Raw genomic sequence first — 20,747 nt, forward strand, 5'->3', positions numbered from 1 at the left:
AGGCTCATAAAAATAAAATCCCTGTAGGGGCGGGGTCTCCCTACCCAAAAAGCTTCAGTAATATTCGGTGCTTGGGTGTAGGCAACTGTGTTATTAATTTAAAGATACTAGGAATTTACTTCCATTAATTCCTGGGTTTCATCCAAGGTCTGAAGACCTTCAGTTTCCACTATTCCATGATCATTGTCTTATGAGCCTAAATATTGTTTCATTGGTTGGTCGCGCTGGTGGCGACCCAGAAGTCAAATATTTCGGTGCGACTCGTTAAGTGGGAAAGCCATCAAACCCTGATGGTGTGACGCTTGCAAGGAAACGTAGGTAACTACAGAACCTTGACAACTTAATTCCTGAGTGGGTGAGATATTGAAGAAATGTTAAGTACAATCCAAATCTTAACAAAATCTTCACCAATTCAATTCCCACCGTTTAGATGCAAGACGAAGCAATGCCCCCACTGGGGAGGATGACTACCAAACTGGTGAAGCGGGGCATAACGGAGGTAACTCTAAACCTATTAGGGAATCCCTTCTAGCCCAGATGAGCATGAGTAAGGGAACTGAACCTGTGACTGAACCACCGTTATTGATAACAGCCTACATAGGTTATCGGCTGGGCCAAAAGGCAAGGGATTTGGGCTGGGCAACTCGAAATTTGACCCAGAGGCATCCCCACAGAAACCCGATGGATAGCAGGACTCTAACCTCATCGCAAAGCAGGAATTAGGAACGAGATAACTTCTCGGTAATCTCTCACCGAAGGTCGAAGGTTGAGCAGGTAGTCAGCCGCATGATACCGAGAAGGGAGATTGATTCAGAAGCTAACGCCTTTAGGAAAGCTAAAGGATATGCTGACGGAATCACAATGATTTGGAGATAGACAATCAAGTCAGGGTACAAAAGTCATGGACACGGTTAATCAACCGATGTATGAATGGGAAACGATAAACTGGGCAAAAGCCAAGAGATCCGTTTTCAAGCTCCAAAAGAGAATCTATCAAGCCTCTGAACGTGGTGATGTCAAAGCAGTCCATAGGTTACAAAGGCTGTTGACCCATTCGTGGTATGGCAAAATTTTGGCTGTCAGAAAAGTAACTCAAGATAATCAGGGTAACAATAAATCTGGGGCAGACGGGGTAAAACGTCTTCGTAATTACCAGAAAACAAAATTAGCCCAGGAGTTGCGATTTAATGACGCATCCCAACCCAAAAACCGGGTAAGGATACCAAAACCGGGCAAAGAGGAAAAAAGACCTCTGGGCATACCTACGATGAAAGAAAGAGCAAAACAAGCCCTAATGAAACTGGCACTAGAACCAGAGTGGGAAGCAAAATTTGAGCCAAACTCTTATGGATTCAGACCCCGTTGGTCGGCACGCGACGCTATAGCGACAATTTTCAATGACATCGCACAAAAACCCAAGTATGTGCTAGATGCTGATATTGAAAAGTGTTCAGACCCAATCAACCATTCAAAACTGTTGGAGAAATTACAAACCTCCTCAACCTTCAGAAGACAGGTGAAAGCCTGGTTAAAATCTGGAGTAATGGACGGTAATAACCTATTTCCGACGGAAGAAGGAACTCCCCAAGATCGGGTAATATCGCCATTATTAGCCAATATTGCCCTACATGGCCTAGAAGAAATTCTTACTAACAAATTCTCCAGAAGAATCGGAAAAACCAGTCAAAAACGAGCAATCAGTTTTGTCAGGTACGCTAACGATTTTGTGATCATGGATGAAGACTTGGAAGTAATTTTAGAAGCCAAAACAGTTATAGAAGAATGGTTGTCTGAAATGGGAATAACCGCCAGTAAAACCCGAATTACTCACACCTTCAAATCACATGAAGGAAATACGGGATTTGATTTCCTCGGTTTTAATATCCGACAATACCCATGTAGTGATAAACAAAGTGGGTCAGTTGGTGAGACTGAAGGAAAAAGGGGATATAAAACGCTCATAAAACCCAGTAAAGAAGCTATTCAAAAACATCTACGGAAGATTGATGACTTATTGGAAAGGAACCATACTTCAAGCCAAGAACAAGTAATTAACGCACTCAATCCTCTAATCAGGGAATGGGCAGCATATTACTCAACGGTAACAAGCAAGGAAACTTTCAATAAAATAGATAGCATCATCTTTCATAAATTATTAGGATGGGCAAAAAGCAGAAGGGGGCGCGGACAAAATAACACCGAAGTCGTCTCGAAATACTGGGGGGTCAACAGAGGATTAGGCTGGATATTCTGTACCCAGGATAACAAGTCTATTCTGGAGAAACACCAAAAAAGTAAAATCAAAACTGTTGCGACATTGAACACATAAATAGGTACTGTAACTAGCCAAGTCATTGAGGAGCCGTGTGAGGGGAAACTTTCACGCACGGTTCTGAACCAGAGGTGGAAACGGTGACGTTTCTATCGACTGTAATAGTCCGGTAGTGTTGTCTGTAATTTAACTTTGGCGGTTAACCGTCGGACGAGAAAAACGGATCAGCCCGATTGGTTTAACTTGGAAATTTGGGGAAAAACAGCAGAAGTTGCAGCGAACTATGTCCGTAAGGGTAGTTTAATTGGGATTAAAGGGGTGTTAAAGTTTGAGTATTGGCAAGATCGTAATACCGGAACTCAACGATCAAAACCCGTCATTCGGGTTGATGAGTTGGATTTATTGGGTTCTAAGCGCGATTCGGATGAGGGCGCACCTCGGAATACCTATGATGAGTTTTAAGTAAGGAAAACCGTGGCTCAAGAACCCTTAGACCAGGTTAAAATTGCATATCAAGCGGGTCAGTTTGCCTTTGAACGGGGGCGTTATCGAGAGTCAGTTCAATATTTAGAACAGGCTAGTCGGGCTGTGGAACCCAATTCCCGTCTGGGTGGAGAGATCCAAATGTGGTTAGTCACCGCCTTGGAAGCCTCGGGTCTTAGGCAAGATGCGATTGCTCTATGCAAACAGTTGACTCGTCATCCGAATACTGGCACTCGTCAACAGGCTCGTCGTTTACTCGAAGTCCTAGAAGCTCCTAAACTCTATATTGATCCAGAGGGATTTGTAAAAATTCCTGATTTGGATCATCTGGATGTCCAAGGAGATTCCCGATCTCAAAACAATTCGCCTGCGACCGTTCGGTCTATTCCCAAGTCCTCGGTTCCGCCGGTTATAAATAACTTGGATGGAGTCAAGAGCCAGGACAATCAATTTTTGGAGATTGCTTTAATCATCGTACTGTTAATCAGTGGCGGGTTAGTGTGGTTCGGTTCTTTATAACCAGAATGTCTTCCCCTGCTATAAACTCTGTGGGGGCGAGGCGTGCCTCGCTCTTACAAAAAATGGATTAACCAACCTGATATCCCACTTAGAAAAGGGGGCAAATTTATCGGTCTGCACCCGAACACACTTGAAAAATAGGCAGGTAGCACCGTTGCCCCTAAAGTAATGGGGCTTTGTGTCTGACATTTATTAAACGTTCTTCAAAAAGTATCGGTATAGATGGAAGTTGAAATTCCCCAACTAGAAAGTGTTAAGCGCCAACTCATGAACCATCAGAGACCCAAAAAGCCTAAGATGTTGGTTGTTGACGATGAGCCGGATAATTTAGATCTGCTCTATCGTACATTTCGACGTAACTTTAATGTATTTAAGGCGGAAAGCGGGGGTCAGGCTTTAGAAATTTTGGCGGCCGAAGGCGAAGTGGCGGTGATTATCTCCGACCAGCGAATGCCAGAAATGAAAGGTACGGAGTTTCTTAGCAAAACTGTACCGGAGTTCCCCAATACCGTGCGAATTATTTTGACCGGATTTACAGATATTGAGGACTTGGTGGATGCCATCAATTCGGGACAGGTCTACAAATATATTACCAAGCCCTGGGATCCCAATGAACTCAAAGCCGTTGTAGAAAGAGCAGCCCAAACCTATGAATTGCTGAACCAACGCACCGCCGAACTCAATCGTGCTCAGGCTCAAACCCAACTGTTAGCAACGATTATGGCAGCTGCCCAAGTGGCGACGACCTTAGAAAGTTTATTCACTACCTTATGTACAGCCGTCGCATCCCAGTTCCGAGCCGATGTTTGTATTTTGCAACAAATTAAAGACAATCGCTTAACTTCTACAGAAGGTCATTATAGTTCCACGGGTGTTGTGGAAAACTGGTTAGAGATTGATCCTTTAGTTCAGGAAACCATAACCACCGGAACGGTACAAGCATCGATTAATATTACAATCGATCCCGCCTTAGCTACTCTGGCTCACTATCAAAGTTCGGGAATTCAAGCCCATATCAATATTCCCATTACCTATCGGGAACAACTAATCGGTCTATTATCAGTACAATGGAAACAGCCTTGTCAGATGAGTCCTGATGATTTGATAACGGTTCATTTAGTGGCTCAACAAATCGCTTTGGCTTTAATTAGCCTAGGACATTAATCTCTAAACTCAATTTGAAGCAGGGAACAGACAATGGCCAATTGTGGCATCAGGTAACAGGTAACTAGAGGAATGGTTCAGGAAAATAACCCGATTCAAGAGATTTTTAATCGCATCGCCCCGGTCTATGATCAGTTAAATGATTGGTTAAGTTTAGGCCAACATCGGATCTGGAAAAAAATGGCCGTGGGCTGGAGTGGGGCTAAACCCGGAGACACCGCTTTGGATTTATGTTGTGGAAGTGGAGATTTAGCGCTGTTATTAGCACAACAGGTGGGAGAGCCGGGACAGGTGTTTGGGATCGATTTTTCCAGTTGTCAATTGGAAATTGCCCAGCATCGACCCCGACCTTTTACCATTCCAACAGCTGGGATTTCCTGGATAGAAGCGGATGTATTGGGATTGCCGTTTCCAGACAACACCTTTGACTGTGCCACCATGGGGTACGGTTTAAGGAATGTTGTAGATATTCCCCGCAGTCTTCAAGAACTCCATCGGGTACTCAAACCCGGGGCAAAAGCTGCGATTTTGGATTTTCACCGCCCTGCGGGTTCCCTCTTGCGTACTTTTCAACATTGGTATTTACAGCAGTTTGTGGTTCGGACGGCTGAACAATTCGGGCTTCGAGAAGAATATGCTTATATTAACCCCAGTTTAGATCAATTTCCGATCGGCACAGAACAAGTTCGGTTAGCACAGCAAGCAGGCTTTTCAACCGCAACACATTACCCAATTGCAAGCGGTATGATGGGGGTATTAGTAATAACTAAAGGGAACACTGCAATAGGCAATAATGCGCCAAATGGTTTCCTAGTGGGCTGCTACGATAAGAATGGTCAATTTTTCTGAACAGTGGGTTTTAATTACGCCTCCAATAGTGGGTGGAATTATTGGCTATTTTACCAATGATTTAGCCATTAAAATGTTATTTCGTCCCTATCGATCTATACAGATTTATGGCCGAAGGGTTCCGTTTACACCCGGTTTGATCCCTAGAAATCAAGAGCGTTTAGCTAAACGAATTTCTGATACCATTATGGGGTCTTTATTGACTCCCGAAGAATTGCAAAAATTAGCGCGTCGTTTGCTCGAAACTGAACGGATGCAAGCCGCTATTAGTTGGTTTCTGAGACTGGCTTTAGATCAAATTAAAGCGGATACAGAACCCAAAACCGCTAAAATTTTAGCGGGAATTTTACGCGATTTTATTGGAGAGTCTTTACCTAGAATTTTAAGGGTTTTAGCCAGAAAAGATGACTTTTTAGCTCCTCAAATTAATCAAATTTTTGACCAAGTTTTATTAGAATTTCAATTAAATGATCAACAATCACAACAGTTATCTAAATGGCTTTTAGAGGTGGTATTAACTCCAGAAATATTGCGACAGGCTTTAATTGATTTCCTCACGGATAAAAATATTTCAATTATTGATGAAGGATTCCGTGAACAAAGCACTGGCACCTATTGGGTGGTAGCAAATTTATTGGGATTAAGAAATAGTTTAACTCGTTTAAGAACTTTTTGTTTAGATGAAAAGGAGGAAACTAATCGACGATTAACCGAATTAATTAAATCGTTAGGATTACGAGGAAGACTACAAGAGTGGTTACAAAATATATCGTTACAAAATTTACCTGTTTCCACCGTCAAACAGTTAAGAAAAACTATGGGAGATGCCGTGAGAACCTATATTCAAGAACAAGGTATTGATGTGATTCAAGAGTTAAGTCAATCGATCGATTGGGATAATGTTTCAAATTGGATTTTAAAACGGCTACAAAGTTCTCCCGTGATGAATACATCTTTAGAATTAGTCAGTCAGGAATTAGCTTTAATTTTAGAACGGTATTTAGAACGAGATATAGAAAAAATTATGGCTCAAGTTATTCCGATTTTGAACATCGATCAGGTGATTATTAATCGAGTCAAGGAAACTTCTCCTGAAAATATGGAAGCTGCTATTAATGGTATCGTCAAAAGTGAATTACAGGCGATTGTTAATTTAGGGGGAATTTTAGGTGTTATAATCGGGTTATTTCAGACAATTTTGTTAATATTAAGATAGATAAAAATAGGTAATGGGTAATAAACTGACAACTGATATGACAACTCCTAAATCAAATCCTTCTCAACAAAACTCCCAACTGAGTCCTGAACAATATGCCCGTTTGAAGGCGGAAGCCGTGGCTCCTTATCGGGGTTTACGACAATTTATTTATATTGGTTTTGGAGCCTCGGGTGTTATTGGTGCGGTGGTGTTTTTCGCCCAACTGTTAGCCGGACGGAATGTTGCCTCGGCCTTACCAAACCTGGCCCTACAGGTGGGAGTGGTAGCCCTGATGGTGGGCTTATTTCGTTGGGAACAAAAGGCCAGTCGCCGTCCATCAGGCCCAAAGTAACACAACTACATATTTCTCAATCTACCGACACAAGACGCAAACAAAAGAAAATAAAAAAAATATTAAGAAATCAAGGTTTTGCCTTGATCCCTGGCATGATTATATATAGTTAATCAATTGAGGTCAGCTTTTATCAGACCTTAAGCATAAATCCGATTTAATCGCTCAAATGGGGTCAGCTTTTATAAAGACCCTAAACATAACAAATCTACATATAAAAATATGAAGGTCAGCTTCCCTCAGTTGGAAGCTGGCTTTTTGTTTTCAGAACTCTACTGCACCGGAGACCCGGGTTTGATCGATTTCATTTCCAATCACGGTGATAGTATAACCGCGGGTGGCATTATAGACATCATAGCGACCATTAGTCCGAATAATATTTTGACCAGGACTGGCGGTTGTGCCTAAATCTGGTTGAGCTTGAGAGATCGCAACCACTCCATCTCGTTCATTATTTTCAATTAAATTATTTCGTAAAATAGGTTTAGCCTGGTGAGAAATCACAATTCCATCTCGATTTTCGATAATTTTATTTTCGATAATAGTAGGAGAAGCATCATCATTAATTGAAATCCCAAATCCGGTATTTTGAAAAACATTATTCCGAATTTCTCCCGCTCCTGAACGGGCAATTGAAATCCCATTTCCAGCATTTTGAGTGAATATATTACTCTGGATTTTAGGATTACTTTCAGAAGTAATAAAAATCCCATCCCGCTTACTCTCAATAAACGTACAGCCACTGACTACAGGACTAGAAGATTCTATCCATAAACCCGTTCCTCTAGTATTGGGATTAGTAACTGTGACCCCGATAATTTGACTATTTCCTTGGGTTTTAATTGTAGCATTTTGTCGTGCAAAAGTAGGGCTAACGAAATTTCCTCCACCCATAATCACCGTATTTTGTCCATTGGTGGCTTCATCTCCTTGCAATGTCACCCCATCTTTCAGGGATATCGGAAACACTTCTCCGGTTTCCTGACTGTAGGTACCTGGGTTAAGTTGAATCACTGTACCTGATTGAACCCTTTGCAGCGCATAGGTAATCGAACGATAGGGGCCAGTTTGACTTCCCGTAGAAGTTTCGCTATCACGTCCAGTATTGGGATCGATATAAATAATTGAATTTTGAGCCAAATTTTGGGACATTAATGGGGGATTGGGCCTAGTCCCTGGGATATGAGCCAAAACAGGACTTCCCATTCCTGATATCAGCCCTAATCCTAAAATGATCGTTGCCCATCCTCTTAACCCCTGGGGGCTGGGGTGTCGATTCCCTTGGTAGAGTAAAATTAATCGTTGCATCGGCTCCTGTTGATGTGACATAGATATCGCTGGGATTCGTTTAACTTCAAGCATTTTAGCCGATTCAGATCAATCAATTCGGTTTTCCTAAATAAAATGGTGATTCTGTTGGGAACTTCTCAATCGCCAGGTGAGTCAGAGAAGCCAGATTGTTCTTACGTCCGGTTCTAGGTCGGTGCCAGGAAGACAGTTCTAAACAGGGGTGTCAAAAAACCCTTGTATCCACGACTCCTTTGCTACCGTCGGGCGGTCAATCATTTCACATCAAGCGATAGGTAGTTTAGCCGAACCCAAGAACGGATGTGAGATCAGGGCATATTCCGGTTGTGTGCATTTAACGCCAAAATAGAAATTTTTCAATCTCTTGCTATTTTCTTGACACTTCTGTTAAGCTGATACGATATTTTTTTACTCATTACTGACGGGTGCTTGGCTTCACTCCAATGGGTTCTAGTCGGTGGTGTCAAACCATTGTTTGCACCTACAAGAGATGGACTTTGTTCAATTTCCAACATCGTCCCTTTTTCTGTTAAAATGCACTGGATTGTTTGTTCTCTTTAGGATAAACTGAGCGTGGTGTTCATTGAACGACTGGAATCTCTGGTAATTTGAAGTTTAATTCTAAAGCTACCAGTAACTAAGTTCCTATTGTAGAATCCCCAAAAAATCAAAACGCTAACATTATTTAACTCAAGTGAGGAGCACTTAAATGTCTGAAGTAGTAACATCCAGCGGCGTAACATCAGTAACACTAGCAGGGGGCGGAGTTGCCCAAAATGGTGTACCAGGTAAGGCTAATAGCATTTCAGGTACGGCTGACACCAAGTTAATTCAAGGTGCTGGCCTTAGCGATACTCTATCGGCTGGAGCCGCAGCTCCTGTTGTTATTTATGGTTTCGATGGCGATGACCTAATCTATGGTAGCAACACCGATACCGATGAACTTTACGGGAACCCAGGAAATGACACCATCTATGGTCTAGGAGGCAAAGACTTCATTGCTGGAGGTGCTGGCAATGACCTGATCTATGGTGGTGATGGAGATGATACCGTCTTTGGTGACCTAGGAAGCGATACGATTTCCGGTGGTGCTGGCAATGATATCCTTGGTGGTGGTGAAGGCAATGACCTAATTGATGGTGGTGAAGGCAATGATATCATCTGGGGTGAAGAGGGTAATGACAGCCTCTATGGTGGTGCCGGAAACGATACCATCTATGGTGGTCAAGGAAATGATGTAATTGCTGGTGGAGACGGTAATGACTTCATTACTGGAGACAAAGGCAATGACAACCTATCTGGTAATGCCGGAAGTGATACCTTCGCCTTTACTCAAGTTGGCAGTGCTAATGCTGACGTAGTGGTTGATTTCGTATCGGGATCAGACAAGATTGCCTTATCTTCTAGTGTGTTCTCTGCCCTGGGTGTCACTGTAGAAGCCACTGAATTCGACACCCTTCCTGGCTTCAATCCTGCTAATCCTGGCAGTGCAACTAAACTGCAGTATGACACCAACACCGGAAAGTTATACTTCGTCACTGGTGGTGTTGCACAAGAAGTAGCTACATTTGTCAATAATCCTGCTCTGAAAGCCAGTGACTTTGAACTATTCTAAGTCTTGACTTGTAGTAATTCAGAATTAGGGGTAGACAACTACCCTTTTTTTATTTATTTAACGGCCTAATCTAATCTTCGGGTTTAGGAGGAATGGGATCATACCCCCCTGGATGGTAGGGATGACAGCGTAAAATTCGCTTGAGAGCTAACCAACTTCCTGGAATAACTCCAAAGGTTTCTATGGCTTCAATGGCATATTGGGAACAGGTGGGGTGGAAGCGACAAGCGGGGGGAAATAGGGGAGAAATTAAAAGTTTGTAGCCTCTAATTAGGGTAATAAATAGGGTTTTAATCATATTAAAAAAATGGTTAGTTTTCAGTGAGAACAACTTGAGGAGCCAGGAGAATTTGATCAGAAGTTTCGATTAATTTTCCTATTCCTAAGAGTTGGTTATTTTGATCATAGACACTTACGGGATGGTCTTCTATTATATAATTATCCATAACAATAGATTGTCCTTGAAACCAACGTTTTGTTGATTCAGAACTGAGGATAATTGTTGTTAAATGATTTAAGGCAATTGTGGGGGATAGGGGAGAAAAAGTTTGCTCCTGAACCTGAGTTTCTAAGGTTTCCAAGGTTAGACTATTTTCTAAATCAAAACCACTGCTTTGGGTTCTAATTAAATTAGCTAAGGTGGCTCCGGTATTAAGTATAGCTCCTAAATCCCGAGCGATGGAGCGAATATAGGTTCCTGAACCACAGGCGATCGCAATTTCTAATTCGGGAAATTCTCCCGGATACCAGTTAAGAATTTTCAGATCAAAAACTTCTACTGTTCGACTGGGAACTTCAATAATTTCTCCTTTTCTAGCTAAATCATATAGGCGTTTTCCTTGAACCTGAATTGCACTGTAAATAGGGGGAATCTGTTCAATTTTACCAATAAATTGAGGGAGAATTGCTTGAATTTGTTCAAGTTGTAAATCGGGTACAGATTGAACGGTTAAGGTTTCTCCTTCTAAGTCATCGGTGGTTGTTGTGACACCGAATTTAATTTTAGCGTGATAGGCCTTATTAGAGGGGAGAAATTGTAATAAACGAGTGGCTTTTCCCAGGGCTATTGGTAATACTCCTGTAGCTGCGGGATCGAGGGTTCCCGCGTGTCCGACCCGTTTTAATTTTAAGATTCGACGCACTCGCGCCACACAGTCATGGGAGGTGAATCCGGCAGATTTATTAAGGTTGAGAAACCCGTACATTGTTATTAAATTTCCTGTCCTAAAAGGTGGTTTTATCCTGGGATTTATTGCGGTAGAGATTTAAAATTTCCCGATGTTAAATTGCCTGTAAAACCAGGAATAAACGCTAGGTAAGTAGGGTTATCTCGATCATCTGTCCGAATTAATAAACCGTTAACTCCATTCAAGCTGTCTGTTTCAAATTTTAATTTACTAAAGGTCAAATCGTTGGGTAGTAAAATGACATCATCATTTTGATTATAGTCTAAAATAATATCAGCTAAAGCCGGATTTCCACTGCCAGAATTAACCGAAATAAAGAAAGTATCTTTTCCGTCACCCCCGACTAAAATATCTTGACCGCGATCGCCGGATAAAAAATCATCTTTATTTCCTCCAACCAGACAATCATCTCCGGCTCCACCATACAGGGTATTATTATTATCATCCCCTCCGGTCAACAGATCATTATCGTTATTTCCCGATAGTAAATCTTTGCCATTGCCACCTTCTAAAGTATCTGCTCCTCTCCCTCCAAACAGGGTATCATCCCCATCACTACCGAGAATAGAATCCCGACCTTGATTCCCATTAATATAATCATTTCCAGCTTCCCCATCGATTAAATCTTCGCCGTCATCACCAAAAATTGTGTCTCCACCTCCGCCGCCATACAAACTGTCGCGGCCGATATTTCCTCGCATAATATCCGCAGCCGCAGTTCCCGTCAGACTAGCACCCAAGGTATCAGTGATTTGGGGAATCTGGTTTCCACTCAAGCTGCTGTTTCCCCCCGTACTGCCAGAAACGGTACTATCACCTCCGGGAACCGTTGTGTTACCATTGGTCAAGGTGTCCCCAGGTAAGGTGTTGTCGTATAACAAAAAAACTAAATTCGGATCAAATGCAGATGTCATAATAGGTTCAAAACTAGGTTGATCTGAAATTTTGCCTATACAGGGACAAAGGATTAATCGAATATAATTAGTTTAAGCCTTGAAACCCATGACTAGATAGCTAATTATCTGGTCTGTAGCACTTTATTTAACTAATAAGTTATGATTAATGCCACAGCGATTCTAATTGATGTCTTTGTTCAGCAATTACAAGCTGGATATCGTCGGACTTACGGCGGGTTTAAACCCAACTACCCTGAAATTATTGCCTGGGCCGGAACAATGGCACTGGAAAATATTGCCAATTGTGACGCTCTTTACCACAACGTTGAGCATACCATGTTAGTGACGTTAGTGGGACAGGAAATTTTACGCGGAAAACATATTCGGGAAGGTGGAGTTACGACCGAAGACTGGTTACATTTTATCATTTCTTTACTGTGTCATGATATTGGCTATGTGAAGGGTGTTTGTCGGCAAGATCAAGAATCTGTGGGTTTATTTGCGACGGGAATTGGGGATGGGATTGTGCCAATTTCGGTGGGTGCTACATCGGCTAGTTTAACTCCTTATCATGTTGATCGGGGAAAGTTAGTAATTGATGAACGATTTGGAGGGCATAATTTAATTGATGCTGAACAAATTAAACGGAATATTGAGTTGACTCGTTTTCCTGTTCCTGCTGATGAAACCCATCAAGATCGACATAATTATTCGGGACTAGCCCGGGCTGCTGATTTGATTGGTCAACTCAGTGATCCCCGGTATTTGAAAAAGATTAGTTCCCTATTTTATGAGTTTGAAGAAGTGGGAACTAACAAAGTTTTAGGTTATAAAACTCCCGGGGATTTACGGCGAAATTATGCTAAATTTTACTGGAATGGAGTGTTTCCTTATATTCCGGCGGCACTGAAATATTTGGAATTAACCCAAGAAGGAAAACAGATTGTTGCTAACCTTTACGCCAATGTATTTCAAGTGGAAAATGAATCTCGAATTTTACAAGGAATTAATCAATTTCCGGCTGAAGTCAATGGTGGGAACAAAAATGATCAGAATAAAGGTAGCGATTTAAATGATCAAAAATCCTTTGAATTAACGGGTTTAAATTTATAGAAACTCAAAATTGATCGGAAAAAAGGTAATTCCTAATTGAGAAAGGGAGGTTAATTTATTGATCTTCCTTTTAATCTATTTTATGTTAACAGTTTTGAGGTATTAACAATGATAGAAATTACCCCAGAAATTCAGCACCGAATTGAAGAATTAAAACGGTTATTACGGAAAGCCAGTTATGAATATTATGTCTTAGATTCACCCACAATACCGGATTCAGTTTATGATCAATTATATCGAGAACTGCAAGATTTAGAGCAACAATATCCACAACTTATTACTTTTGATAGTCTGACTCAAAGAGTCGGAGAAACCCCCGCTACTCAATTTCAATCTGTTAAACATAATATTCCTCTATATAGTTTAGATAATGCTTTTAATTTTAATGAGTTAAAAACTTGGCAAGATCGAGGTCTAAAAATAGCTATAAATACATCAGAATTTCCGACTTATGTTTGTGAATTAAAAATAGATGGATCGGCTTTAGCATTAACTTATGAAAACGGAATATTAGTTAGAGGTGCAACGCGAGGAGATGGGATAACCGGGGAAGAAATTACTCAAAATGTGAAAACAATTCGTTCAATTCCCTTAAAATTAGAATTAGAAAATCCACCTGATTTAGTTGAAGTCCGAGGAGAAGCATTTTTATCCTTAAAAGTATTTGAAATTATTAATCAAGAAAGACAAAAAGAAAGGGGATCATTATTTGCTAATCCCAGAAATGCTGCTGCTGGAACTTTAAGACAATTAGACTCTAAAATTGTCGCCCAACGGAAACTGGATTTTTTTGCCTATACCTTACATATTCCAGAACGGAATAATTTAGAAATAGTTTCTACTCAAACCCAATGGGATAATTTAGAATTATTGCAAAAAATGGGGTTTAAAGTTAATCCCAACCGTCAACTTTGTTCTAATTTAGATGAAGTGATTCAATATTGTGAATATTGGGATCAAAAACGGCAAAACTTACCCTATATGACCGATGGAGTGGTAATTAAAATTAATCCTTTATCTCTACAGGAAAAATTAGGATTTACCCAGAAATTTCCGCGATGGGCGATCGCTTATAAATATCCGGCGGAAGAAATGCCCACTCAAATTAAATCTGTTACTGTACAAGTGGGAAGAACTGGAGCTTTAACCCCTGTTGCGGAACTTAACCCAATTTTACTGGCAGGTACAACGGTTCAAAGAGCAACACTACATAACCGCGATCGCCTAGCTGAGTTGGATCTACATATCGGTGATACTGTAATTGTCCGCAAAGCCGGGGAAATTATTCCCGAAGTCGTTAAAGTATTATTAGAATTGCGCCCCCAGGACGCTAAAAAGTTTGAAATGCCAACCCATTGCCCGGAATGCGGTCAGGCGGTTGTACAGTCATTGGGAGAGGCGGTAACCAGATGTATTAATGATTCTTGTCCGGCAATTTTACAAGGATCTTTGATTCATTGGTGTTCCAGAGATGCCTTAGATATTAATGGCATTGGGGACAAATTAGTTCAACAGTTTGTTAATAAAAAATTAGTTAATTCCGTAGCAGATTTATATGATTTAACCCTTGAGCAATTAATGACTTTAGACCGGATGGGGGAAAAGTCGGCGACTAAAATTATTCAAGCGATCGCGACTTCTAAAAACCAACCCTGGGCACGGGTCTTATATGGGTTAGGAATTCGTCATGTTGGCAGTGTGAATGCCGAATTAATTACCCAAAAATTCAGGAATATTGAACAATTAACCCAAGCATCCGCCGCCGATATTGAAGGAGTTTATGGTATCGGGCCAGAAATTGCCTATTCTGTCTATGAATGGTTTAATCTTCCTGCTAATCAACTATTAATAGAACGATTAAAAACCGCAGGATTAGAGCTTGCAAATTCAGAAAAAATAGACTATAATCAAAGTAATGAACCTCAAACCTTGGCAGGTAAAACTTTTGTAATTACAGGAACATTACCAACTTTAAAAAGGGAAGATGCTAAAAAATTAATTCAAAATGCCAGAGGAAAAGTCACGGATTCAGTTAGTAAAAAAACCGATTATGTAGTAGTAGGAGAAGAAGCAGGATCTAAACTTAAAAAAGCCCAAGATTTAGGAATTACCCTATTATCAGAAGCAGAATTACTAACTTTAATATCTGGTGTTTAAGCAAAGAGGGTTGGGAGACCCAACCCCTACAGGTTTTGATCACAAATCAATGCAATCTAATATTCGGGAACTGAAGCATCAATTTCTCGACTCCAAGCCAGAATTCCACCTTTAAGGTTAATTCCTGAAATCCCAGCTTCTTTGAGAATCCCTAATGCTTTTCCTGAACGCATTCCCGATTTACAATGGGCAATTAAACGATGACCATTTAACAATTCTTTAACTTGTTCAATGCCTTTTCCCTGCTCAATATCGGGTAAAGGAATTAACACCGAACCTGGAATTTTAGCAATTTCATACTCATGGGGATTACGCACATCAATTAATACAAAATCCTTCGCCCCACTACCGAGTAATTTTTCCAGTTCCTGAACCGTCATTTCAGGAATATCCATTTTCTGTTTTGCCTCCTGTTCTTGTGCTTGCGGAATTCCGCAGAACTGTTCATAATCAATTAATTTTTCAATTACCGGACGAACAGGATTAGGACGTAATTTTAACTCCCGGAACGTCATTTCTAAAGCGTTATATAATAACAAACGTCCGCTTAAAGTTCGTCCTTGACCCAGAATGATTTTAACGGTTTCTGTGGCTTGAATCACGCCAATCATTCCAGGTAAAATGCCTAAAACCCCGCCTTCTGCACAGGAGGGCACCATTCCTGGAGGTGGGGGTTCGGGGTATAAATCCCGATAGTTAGGCCCATCTTGGTAGTTAAAGACCGTTGCTTGACCTTCAAACCGGAAAATTGACCCATAGACGTTGGGTTTGTTCAGCAACACACAGGCGTCATTCACCAAATATCGGGTCGGGAAATTGTCAGTTCCATCTACAATCACATCATAGGGTCGCAGCAGGTCGAGGGCATTTTCTGAACTGATGCGGGTATTGTAGAGGTCAACTTGACAAGCGGGGTTAATTTCCAAAATCCGGTTTTTCGCCGACTCAATTTTGGGTTTCCCCACCCAAGCTGTCCCGTGAATAATTTGGCGTTGCAGGTTGGAGGTATCCACCACATCAAAATCAACAATTCCGATGCGTCCAATGCCCGCCGCCGCCAAATAGAGCAGTAAGGGCGAACCTAGTCCCCCGGTTCCAATGCAAAGCACACTCGCCGCTTTTAAGCGTTTCTGACCTTCCAGACCGACTTCTGGTAAAATCAAGTGGCGGGAGTACCGTTCGTAGTCGTCTTTCGTTAACTGGATTTCATCCAGATTCGGATTTAGCATAGCAATTTTGACAAAAAATATAACCGTCCCAGTTAGGGGTTTGGGTCATCAAAATTATATATTGTAGCTGATGATCGGGAAGATTGGCTAATCTCTGATTAAAGGTTCAGCTTGAAATTGATGATTCTGATCTAAACTCCAATTTTGTAGGTCGGTGGTTTTTCCTTTTTCTACAGAAATAATAATATAAGAATAGTCTGACCAAGCACAAACTCGATCAAATTCGGAGGGAATAGCGGGATGATCGGGATGGGAATGATAAATACCTATTATGATTAAATTGCGATCGCGACCTTGTTTTTGAGCTTGAATCATTTGTTGAGGAGAAATCGTAAACCGACGTTCAGAGGTAACGGGTATATCGGTGGTTTCTACTTCCTCAAAGGTTTTAGCAGTTTCAGAATTCCAAGCGTTTTCGGTTGGAATAATCTCTACTGTAATTTTATGATTATTTTCGTTAATTTCACCCATTAATAACCCACAACATTCCTGGGGGTAGGTTTGTTCGGCGTGGGTACAAATCAGTTGAATCTGTTCGGAGGATATAGTTAATATAGACATTATGGCACTAGGGAACACCGGAAAATGATTTGTGATAAAAACCTGTAGGGGTTTGGTCTCCAAACCCTCTTTGCGCCTGGGTTTGGAGACCAAACCCCTACAATAAAATATTACAACCCCGGCACAGATTGCTATATTCCCCCCCGATGTTCAGAAAACCTCTAGGACTGGGAAACAGAAAAGGAACTCACAAAGGCTTCCGGGCCAACAACGGAAAGATAGGGTTCAATAAAATAGTGGTTAGCAACCCGCAGGGTATCAGCAGAAGTCACCGCCGCAATGTTATTCTGAAATTCCGTATCAAATTCAATTCCTAACCCTAAACATTCATACCAGCCATAGATTTGCGCCAGTTGGGAGTTGGTTTGTTTCCCCAGAGCATATTGACCTAAAAGTTTATTTTTAGCTACTTGTAACTCATCCGCCGTTAGGGGAATATTGACCAGGCGTTCCACTTCGGTGCGTAACCCATCAATGGCAATTTCGGTATTTTCCGGCGCCGTGCCCATATAGACAACAAATTGAGACTGGTCGAGACGGGTGGGGAAAAAAGCCGATACATCGTAGGCTAAACCCCGTTTTTCCCGCAATTCTACAAATAATCGACTAGATAAGCCATTTCCCAGATAGGTATTTAATACTTTTAACGCCGAATAGTCCTCATGGTTGACACAACTGGTTAAATAGCCCAACATCACAACCGATTGTTGCGTTTCCTGGGGGGTAATGGCGTTTTGGGGTATTGAGGTTAGGATGGGTAGGGATAATGTCGGTAAGGGGGTTTCAGGGGCCCTCCAGTCGCCAAATACCCGTTGAATTTGTTCAGTTGCCGCCTCTGGGGTAATGCGTCCGGCGATGGAGATAATTAAATTATCGGGACGGAAATAGGTTTGATGGAATTCTTGCAGGTCAGCGCGGCTGAGTTGGGAAACGCTGGCTTCGGTTCCTAGGGTGGAAAGGGCGTAGGGGTGATGTTGATACATCTGTTGTCGCAGTTGTTCAAAGGCGACGGAAAAGGGTTGTTCCCGTTGTGACCGAATTCCTTGAATGGTGATGCGACGTTCTAGTTCGATTTCTTCTTCGGGAAAGGAGGGGGAACGTAATAATTCACCAGTTAAACTTAAAATATCTTCAAAATCGGAAGCAACAGTTTTTAGACTTAGTAAAAAATAATCCGTTGACGTGTCTGCGCTTAATTTGGCCCCGACTGATTCGACTTGTTCGGCAATTTCCATGGAGGAAAGCTGGTCTGTTCCTTTGGTTAATACCGTGGCTACCAGATGGGAAAGTCCGGCTTTTTCTTGAGGTTCCCAGCGACTTCCTGTTCGGAGAAATAGACGAGTTGCAATAATATCAGCGGCGGGATTTTCTGTTACTAGCAACACAATCCCGTTATCCTGAACTGTGCGATGAACATTACGAATTGTATTAGACGGGGTTAAAGTTTGGGTCACAGTTCCTCTATTTTTCTTTAAGTTTGGGGGATTTAGATCGGTATGAGTAATGGGTAATGGGTAATGGGTAATGGGTAATGGGTAATGGGTAACGGGTAATGGGTGATCCCTATTTATTCCTATTGCCCATTGCCTATTCCCTATTCCCTGTTTATGGGTATTTGAATATCAATAATTCCCCCTCCTAAGACTAAATCTCCGTCATACCAAACTGCTGCTTGACCGGGAGTAATTCCAAAGATAGGTTCATCAAAAATAAGTTTAACGCAGGAACCAATTTTGGGATCAATTTCGGCTCCTTCTGGGGGATTAATCGGAATTACGGTGACAGGTTGGGGTTGAGACCGATAGCGAATTTGTACCTGGGTACGAATGGGGGTATTTGGTGGGGAAATAGACACCCAATTCACTCTTTTAATTGTACATTCTGTTTGTACCGCGCTTTCTCTATCCCCAACAATCACTTGATTTCTACCCGCATCAATTCCGACAACATATAGGGGATTGGGGGCCGAAATTCCTAGACCTTTTCGTTGTCCAATGGTATAATGATGGATGCCCTCATGTTGTCCTAAAACCCGACCTTTTGTGTCTATAATATCGCCTTTTTTACCCGTAATATATTTATCTAAAAAAGCCTGCATGGAACCATTGGCTTCCACTAAACATAAATCTTGACTTTCGGGTTTGTCGGCGGTTTTTAACTCATATTGATTAGCCATTTGGCGAGTTTCGGTTTTTAACACTTCTCCCAAGGGAAATAGAGTTCCGGCGAGTAAATCTTGGGTTAAGTCATATAAAAAATAAGACTGATCTTTATTCAGGTCTACGGCTCGTTTTAATTGATAGCGATCGCCCTTTTCATCATAATCAATTCTAGCATAATGACCCGTGGCAATTCGATCAATTCCTAACTGTTCTCGGGCATAATCTAACATCGGGCCAAATTTCACCGCCCGATTACATTGAGAACAGGGTAACGGAGTAATTCCGGCACTATAACCATCAACGAGATAGTCTACAATATAGGTTTGAAATAACTCTCGACTATCCACAATATGATGAGGAATTCCTAATTGTTCACAAATGTAGGCCGCATCCACCATTCCTTCTGAACAGCATTGTCCTTTTCCCTTCATTAACCAAAGGGTCAACCCCACCACCTCATATCCCTGATGGTGTAGCAAGGCGGCGGCTGTGGAACTATCGACTCCACCAGAAAGACCTACAACAACTTTGCTCATGATCACATCAGAATAACTTGCTAATTTTGATTAACTAACCTAACTTTAATCTTGACTGATCTGCCAATTTTGATTACTCTTAACTGGCTTACCTGCCAATATCAACCGAACCCACTCCAAACGGGAGGACGCTAAAATGTCAGTCTGTTCTATTGTAATACAGAAAAAAACCAATTGGCTTACAAAATTTATTTGGAAAATACCCCTATTTTCTAGCCTCGTGCTATTGGGGGGATATGGGGTAATGGTTTCCCCTGTTTTTGCCCAAGAACGCTATGGAGTTTATGTCAATGGCGAGAGTCCTTTACTGTTAGAAGTCGTGCAGCAAGTTCAGCCCGGAGCCATGATCCAACGATATAATAATCGTAGCATTATTGATCTGGGAATTTATTTTAATCAAAGTGAGGCTCAAAAATTAATTGCAGACTTAAAAAGCCAGGGGGTTCAAGGAGAAATTATTAACTTGAAATCTGGAGAAGATTTTAACAATCCAATTCGAGTTAATCCGATGGTTATTCCTCCCGACCAAACGGATATTAAAGTGATCAGAACTTCGATTCCATCGGGTCAAATTCCGATCACAACTGACTTGGGATTATATCAAGTTTATGTGAGTCCGACCTCGAATTCTTTAAGTGCAGTCCGCCAAATTTCTCCCAATGCTCGAACATCCACCTATCAAGGACAATTGATTATTCAAGCGGGCAGTTTTGTGAATCAGTCTAATGCTGACCAACTCCGACAAAAGTTAGCATTAGGGGGGATTTCTTCGACCGTTATTAACAGTACCGCACAATTACAAGCGTTTTTAGCTACTATTCCCAATATCCCCCCGAATATCCTGCCAGCCTTCCCTGGTTCTGGTTTAGGATTAGGAAATACTGATAGCTATTTTATCTTAATTCCTAGTCAAAGAAATCAACTGGTTTCTGTGGCTGAAAATGTAGCAGCTTTGGGTGTTCCTTCCCAAAGTATTCAGATGCAGCAGGCGGCTACTAATCCCTTTGTTGCTGTTGGGCCTTTTGCCAATCAACAGTTAGCCCAACAATGGGAAACTTATCTGCAAAGTTCGGGATTATCTCGTGCTATTGTCTATTTTGGGAGATAATCTATTGATGCTGTACTTCATTGCCAGATTATGAGACA

18 protein-coding genes and 1 pseudogene are annotated in these 20,747 nt (G+C 41.5%); 11 read left to right on the top strand and 8 right to left on the bottom strand.

What is annotated here, in order from left to right:
- Positions 1–901 precede the first annotated feature (901 nt).
- The 7 genes and pseudogenes from AC2D3N_RS18705 (at position 902) to AC2D3N_RS18735 (ending at position 6,837) form a co-directional block, all read left to right on the top strand.
- Positions 902–2,329, top strand: a complete 1,428-nt coding sequence (locus AC2D3N_RS18705; protein WP_484691777.1) for a reverse transcriptase N-terminal domain-containing protein — start codon at positions 902–904, stop codon at positions 2,327–2,329.
- A gap of 108 nt (positions 2,330–2,437) precedes the next feature.
- A pseudogene (gene ssb, locus AC2D3N_RS18710) lies at positions 2,438–2,734 on the top strand (single-stranded DNA-binding protein); the annotation flags it as partial.
- A gap of 12 nt (positions 2,735–2,746) precedes the next feature.
- On the top strand, positions 2,747–3,274 hold the full coding sequence (locus AC2D3N_RS18715; RefSeq protein ID WP_484691778.1) for a hypothetical protein: 528 nt from the start codon (positions 2,747–2,749) through the stop codon (positions 3,272–3,274).
- A 222-nt stretch (positions 3,275–3,496) separates the two neighbouring features.
- Complete coding sequence (locus AC2D3N_RS18720; protein WP_079676763.1) at positions 3,497–4,438, top strand: response regulator; 942 nt, start codon at positions 3,497–3,499, stop codon at positions 4,436–4,438.
- A 72-nt stretch (positions 4,439–4,510) separates the two neighbouring features.
- The gene (gene ubiE, locus AC2D3N_RS18725) at positions 4,511–5,287 is read left to right on the top strand and encodes a bifunctional demethylmenaquinone methyltransferase/2-methoxy-6-polyprenyl-1,4-benzoquinol methylase UbiE (protein ID WP_079676762.1); all 777 of its coding nucleotides are present in this window, start codon (positions 4,511–4,513) and stop codon (positions 5,285–5,287) included.
- Entirely contained in the window at positions 5,271–6,503 is a 1,233-nt protein-coding gene (locus AC2D3N_RS18730; RefSeq protein WP_079676761.1) for a DUF445 domain-containing protein, read from the top strand. Before ubiE ends, AC2D3N_RS18730 begins: the two co-directional genes overlap by 17 nt.
- Positions 6,504–6,540: 37 nt before the next feature.
- Positions 6,541–6,837 carry a DUF3493 domain-containing protein gene (locus AC2D3N_RS18735; protein WP_079676797.1) on the top strand — a complete coding sequence of 99 codons (297 nt, stop codon included), beginning with the start codon at positions 6,541–6,543 and terminating at the stop codon, positions 6,835–6,837.
- A 264-nt stretch (positions 6,838–7,101) separates the two neighbouring features.
- On the opposite strand, the gene AC2D3N_RS18740 is transcribed toward AC2D3N_RS18735, so the two are convergent.
- Positions 7,102–8,166, bottom strand: a complete 1,065-nt coding sequence (locus tag AC2D3N_RS18740; RefSeq protein WP_200816676.1) for a DUF1565 domain-containing protein — start codon at positions 8,164–8,166, stop codon at positions 7,102–7,104.
- Between the two features lie 688 nt (positions 8,167–8,854).
- Between AC2D3N_RS18740 and AC2D3N_RS18745 the strand changes: the two genes are divergently transcribed.
- A complete protein-coding gene (locus tag AC2D3N_RS18745) occupies positions 8,855–9,760 on the top strand; it encodes a calcium-binding protein (protein ID WP_484691779.1) in 906 nt (301 codons plus the stop codon).
- A 70-nt stretch (positions 9,761–9,830) separates the two neighbouring features.
- Here AC2D3N_RS18745 and yidD read toward each other — a convergent pair whose 3' ends face one another.
- From yidD to AC2D3N_RS18760, 3 genes are read right to left on the bottom strand one after another with little or no spacing between them, the layout of a single operon-like run.
- Positions 9,831–10,058 carry a membrane protein insertion efficiency factor YidD gene (gene yidD, locus AC2D3N_RS18750; protein ID WP_369821821.1) on the bottom strand — a complete coding sequence of 76 codons (228 nt, stop codon included), beginning with the start codon at positions 10,056–10,058 and terminating at the stop codon, positions 9,831–9,833.
- 13 nt (positions 10,059–10,071) lie between these two features.
- Positions 10,072–10,965, bottom strand: a complete 894-nt coding sequence (gene truB / locus AC2D3N_RS18755; protein WP_484691780.1) for a tRNA pseudouridine(55) synthase TruB — start codon at positions 10,963–10,965, stop codon at positions 10,072–10,074.
- A 44-nt stretch (positions 10,966–11,009) separates the two neighbouring features.
- Positions 11,010–11,861, bottom strand: coding sequence for a calcium-binding protein (locus AC2D3N_RS18760; RefSeq protein ID WP_484691781.1), 852 nt, complete (start codon positions 11,859–11,861; stop codon positions 11,010–11,012).
- Between the two features lie 141 nt (positions 11,862–12,002).
- Here AC2D3N_RS18760 and AC2D3N_RS18765 point away from each other — a divergent pair, with 141 nt between their 5' ends.
- Positions 12,003–12,956 carry an Npun_R2479 family HD domain-containing metalloprotein gene (locus AC2D3N_RS18765; RefSeq protein ID WP_484691782.1) on the top strand — a complete coding sequence of 318 codons (954 nt, stop codon included), beginning with the start codon at positions 12,003–12,005 and terminating at the stop codon, positions 12,954–12,956.
- Positions 12,957–13,064: 108 nt separating this feature from the next.
- On the top strand, positions 13,065–15,113 hold the full coding sequence (gene ligA, locus AC2D3N_RS18770) for an NAD-dependent DNA ligase LigA (protein ID WP_484691783.1): 2,049 nt from the start codon (positions 13,065–13,067) through the stop codon (positions 15,111–15,113).
- Positions 15,114–15,169: 56 nt separating this feature from the next.
- Here the strand turns inward: ligA and moeB are convergent, their stop codons facing one another.
- From moeB to mnmA, 4 genes are all read right to left on the bottom strand, one after another.
- Positions 15,170–16,342 carry a molybdopterin-synthase adenylyltransferase MoeB gene (gene moeB, locus AC2D3N_RS18775; RefSeq protein ID WP_079676754.1) on the bottom strand — a complete coding sequence of 391 codons (1,173 nt, stop codon included), beginning with the start codon at positions 16,340–16,342 and terminating at the stop codon, positions 15,170–15,172.
- Between the two features lie 87 nt (positions 16,343–16,429).
- Positions 16,430–16,903 (bottom strand): M67 family metallopeptidase, encoded by a 474-nt coding sequence (locus AC2D3N_RS18780; RefSeq protein ID WP_200816675.1) that lies wholly within the window; start codon positions 16,901–16,903, stop codon positions 16,430–16,432.
- Between the two features lie 161 nt (positions 16,904–17,064).
- Positions 17,065–18,357, bottom strand: coding sequence for a M16 family metallopeptidase (locus tag AC2D3N_RS18785; RefSeq protein ID WP_079676689.1), 1,293 nt, complete (start codon positions 18,355–18,357; stop codon positions 17,065–17,067).
- A 140-nt stretch (positions 18,358–18,497) separates the two neighbouring features.
- Positions 18,498–19,601: a tRNA 2-thiouridine(34) synthase MnmA gene (mnmA, locus tag AC2D3N_RS18790; protein ID WP_484691784.1), complete on the bottom strand. Its 1,104-nt coding sequence runs from the start codon at positions 19,599–19,601 to the stop codon at positions 18,498–18,500.
- 244 nt (positions 19,602–19,845) lie between these two features.
- On the opposite strand from mnmA, the gene AC2D3N_RS18795 reads away from it, so the two are divergent.
- Positions 19,846–20,709, top strand: coding sequence for an SPOR domain-containing protein (locus tag AC2D3N_RS18795; RefSeq protein WP_234996582.1), 864 nt, complete (start codon positions 19,846–19,848; stop codon positions 20,707–20,709).
- Positions 20,710–20,747: the final 38 nt, after the last annotated feature.

This window comes from Planktothrix sp. PLAVEN19ND, from assembly GCF_057220675.1.

Excerpts from the sequence above, each read along its gene's own strand:
- AC2D3N_RS18705 (WP_484691777.1), top strand. The coding sequence starts at position 902 with ATGGACACGGTTAATCAACCGATGTATGAATGGGAAACGATAAACTGG.
- AC2D3N_RS18720 (WP_079676763.1), top strand. The coding sequence starts at position 3,497 with ATGGAAGTTGAAATTCCCCAACTAGAAAGTGTTAAGCGCCAACTCATG.
- ubiE (WP_079676762.1), top strand. The coding sequence starts at position 4,511 with ATGGTTCAGGAAAATAACCCGATTCAAGAGATTTTTAATCGCATCGCC.
- AC2D3N_RS18730 (WP_079676761.1), top strand. The coding sequence starts at position 5,271 with ATGGTCAATTTTTCTGAACAGTGGGTTTTAATTACGCCTCCAATAGTG.
- AC2D3N_RS18735 (WP_079676797.1), top strand. The coding sequence starts at position 6,541 with ATGACAACTCCTAAATCAAATCCTTCTCAACAAAACTCCCAACTGAGT.
- AC2D3N_RS18740 (WP_200816676.1), bottom strand. The coding sequence starts at position 8,166 with ATGTCACATCAACAGGAGCCGATGCAACGATTAATTTTACTCTACCAA.
- AC2D3N_RS18745 (WP_484691779.1), top strand. The coding sequence starts at position 8,855 with ATGTCTGAAGTAGTAACATCCAGCGGCGTAACATCAGTAACACTAGCA.
- yidD (WP_369821821.1), bottom strand. The coding sequence starts at position 10,058 with ATGATTAAAACCCTATTTATTACCCTAATTAGAGGCTACAAACTTTTA.
- truB (WP_484691780.1), bottom strand. The coding sequence starts at position 10,965 with ATGTACGGGTTTCTCAACCTTAATAAATCTGCCGGATTCACCTCCCAT.
- AC2D3N_RS18760 (WP_484691781.1), bottom strand. The coding sequence starts at position 11,861 with ATGACATCTGCATTTGATCCGAATTTAGTTTTTTTGTTATACGACAAC.
- AC2D3N_RS18765 (WP_484691782.1), top strand. The coding sequence starts at position 12,003 with ATGATTAATGCCACAGCGATTCTAATTGATGTCTTTGTTCAGCAATTA.
- ligA (WP_484691783.1), top strand. The coding sequence starts at position 13,065 with ATGATAGAAATTACCCCAGAAATTCAGCACCGAATTGAAGAATTAAAA.
- moeB (WP_079676754.1), bottom strand. The coding sequence starts at position 16,342 with ATGCTAAATCCGAATCTGGATGAAATCCAGTTAACGAAAGACGACTAC.
- AC2D3N_RS18780 (WP_200816675.1), bottom strand. The coding sequence starts at position 16,903 with ATGTCTATATTAACTATATCCTCCGAACAGATTCAACTGATTTGTACC.
- mnmA (WP_484691784.1), bottom strand. The coding sequence starts at position 19,601 with ATGAGCAAAGTTGTTGTAGGTCTTTCTGGTGGAGTCGATAGTTCCACA.
- AC2D3N_RS18795 (WP_234996582.1), top strand. The coding sequence starts at position 19,846 with ATGGTTTCCCCTGTTTTTGCCCAAGAACGCTATGGAGTTTATGTCAAT.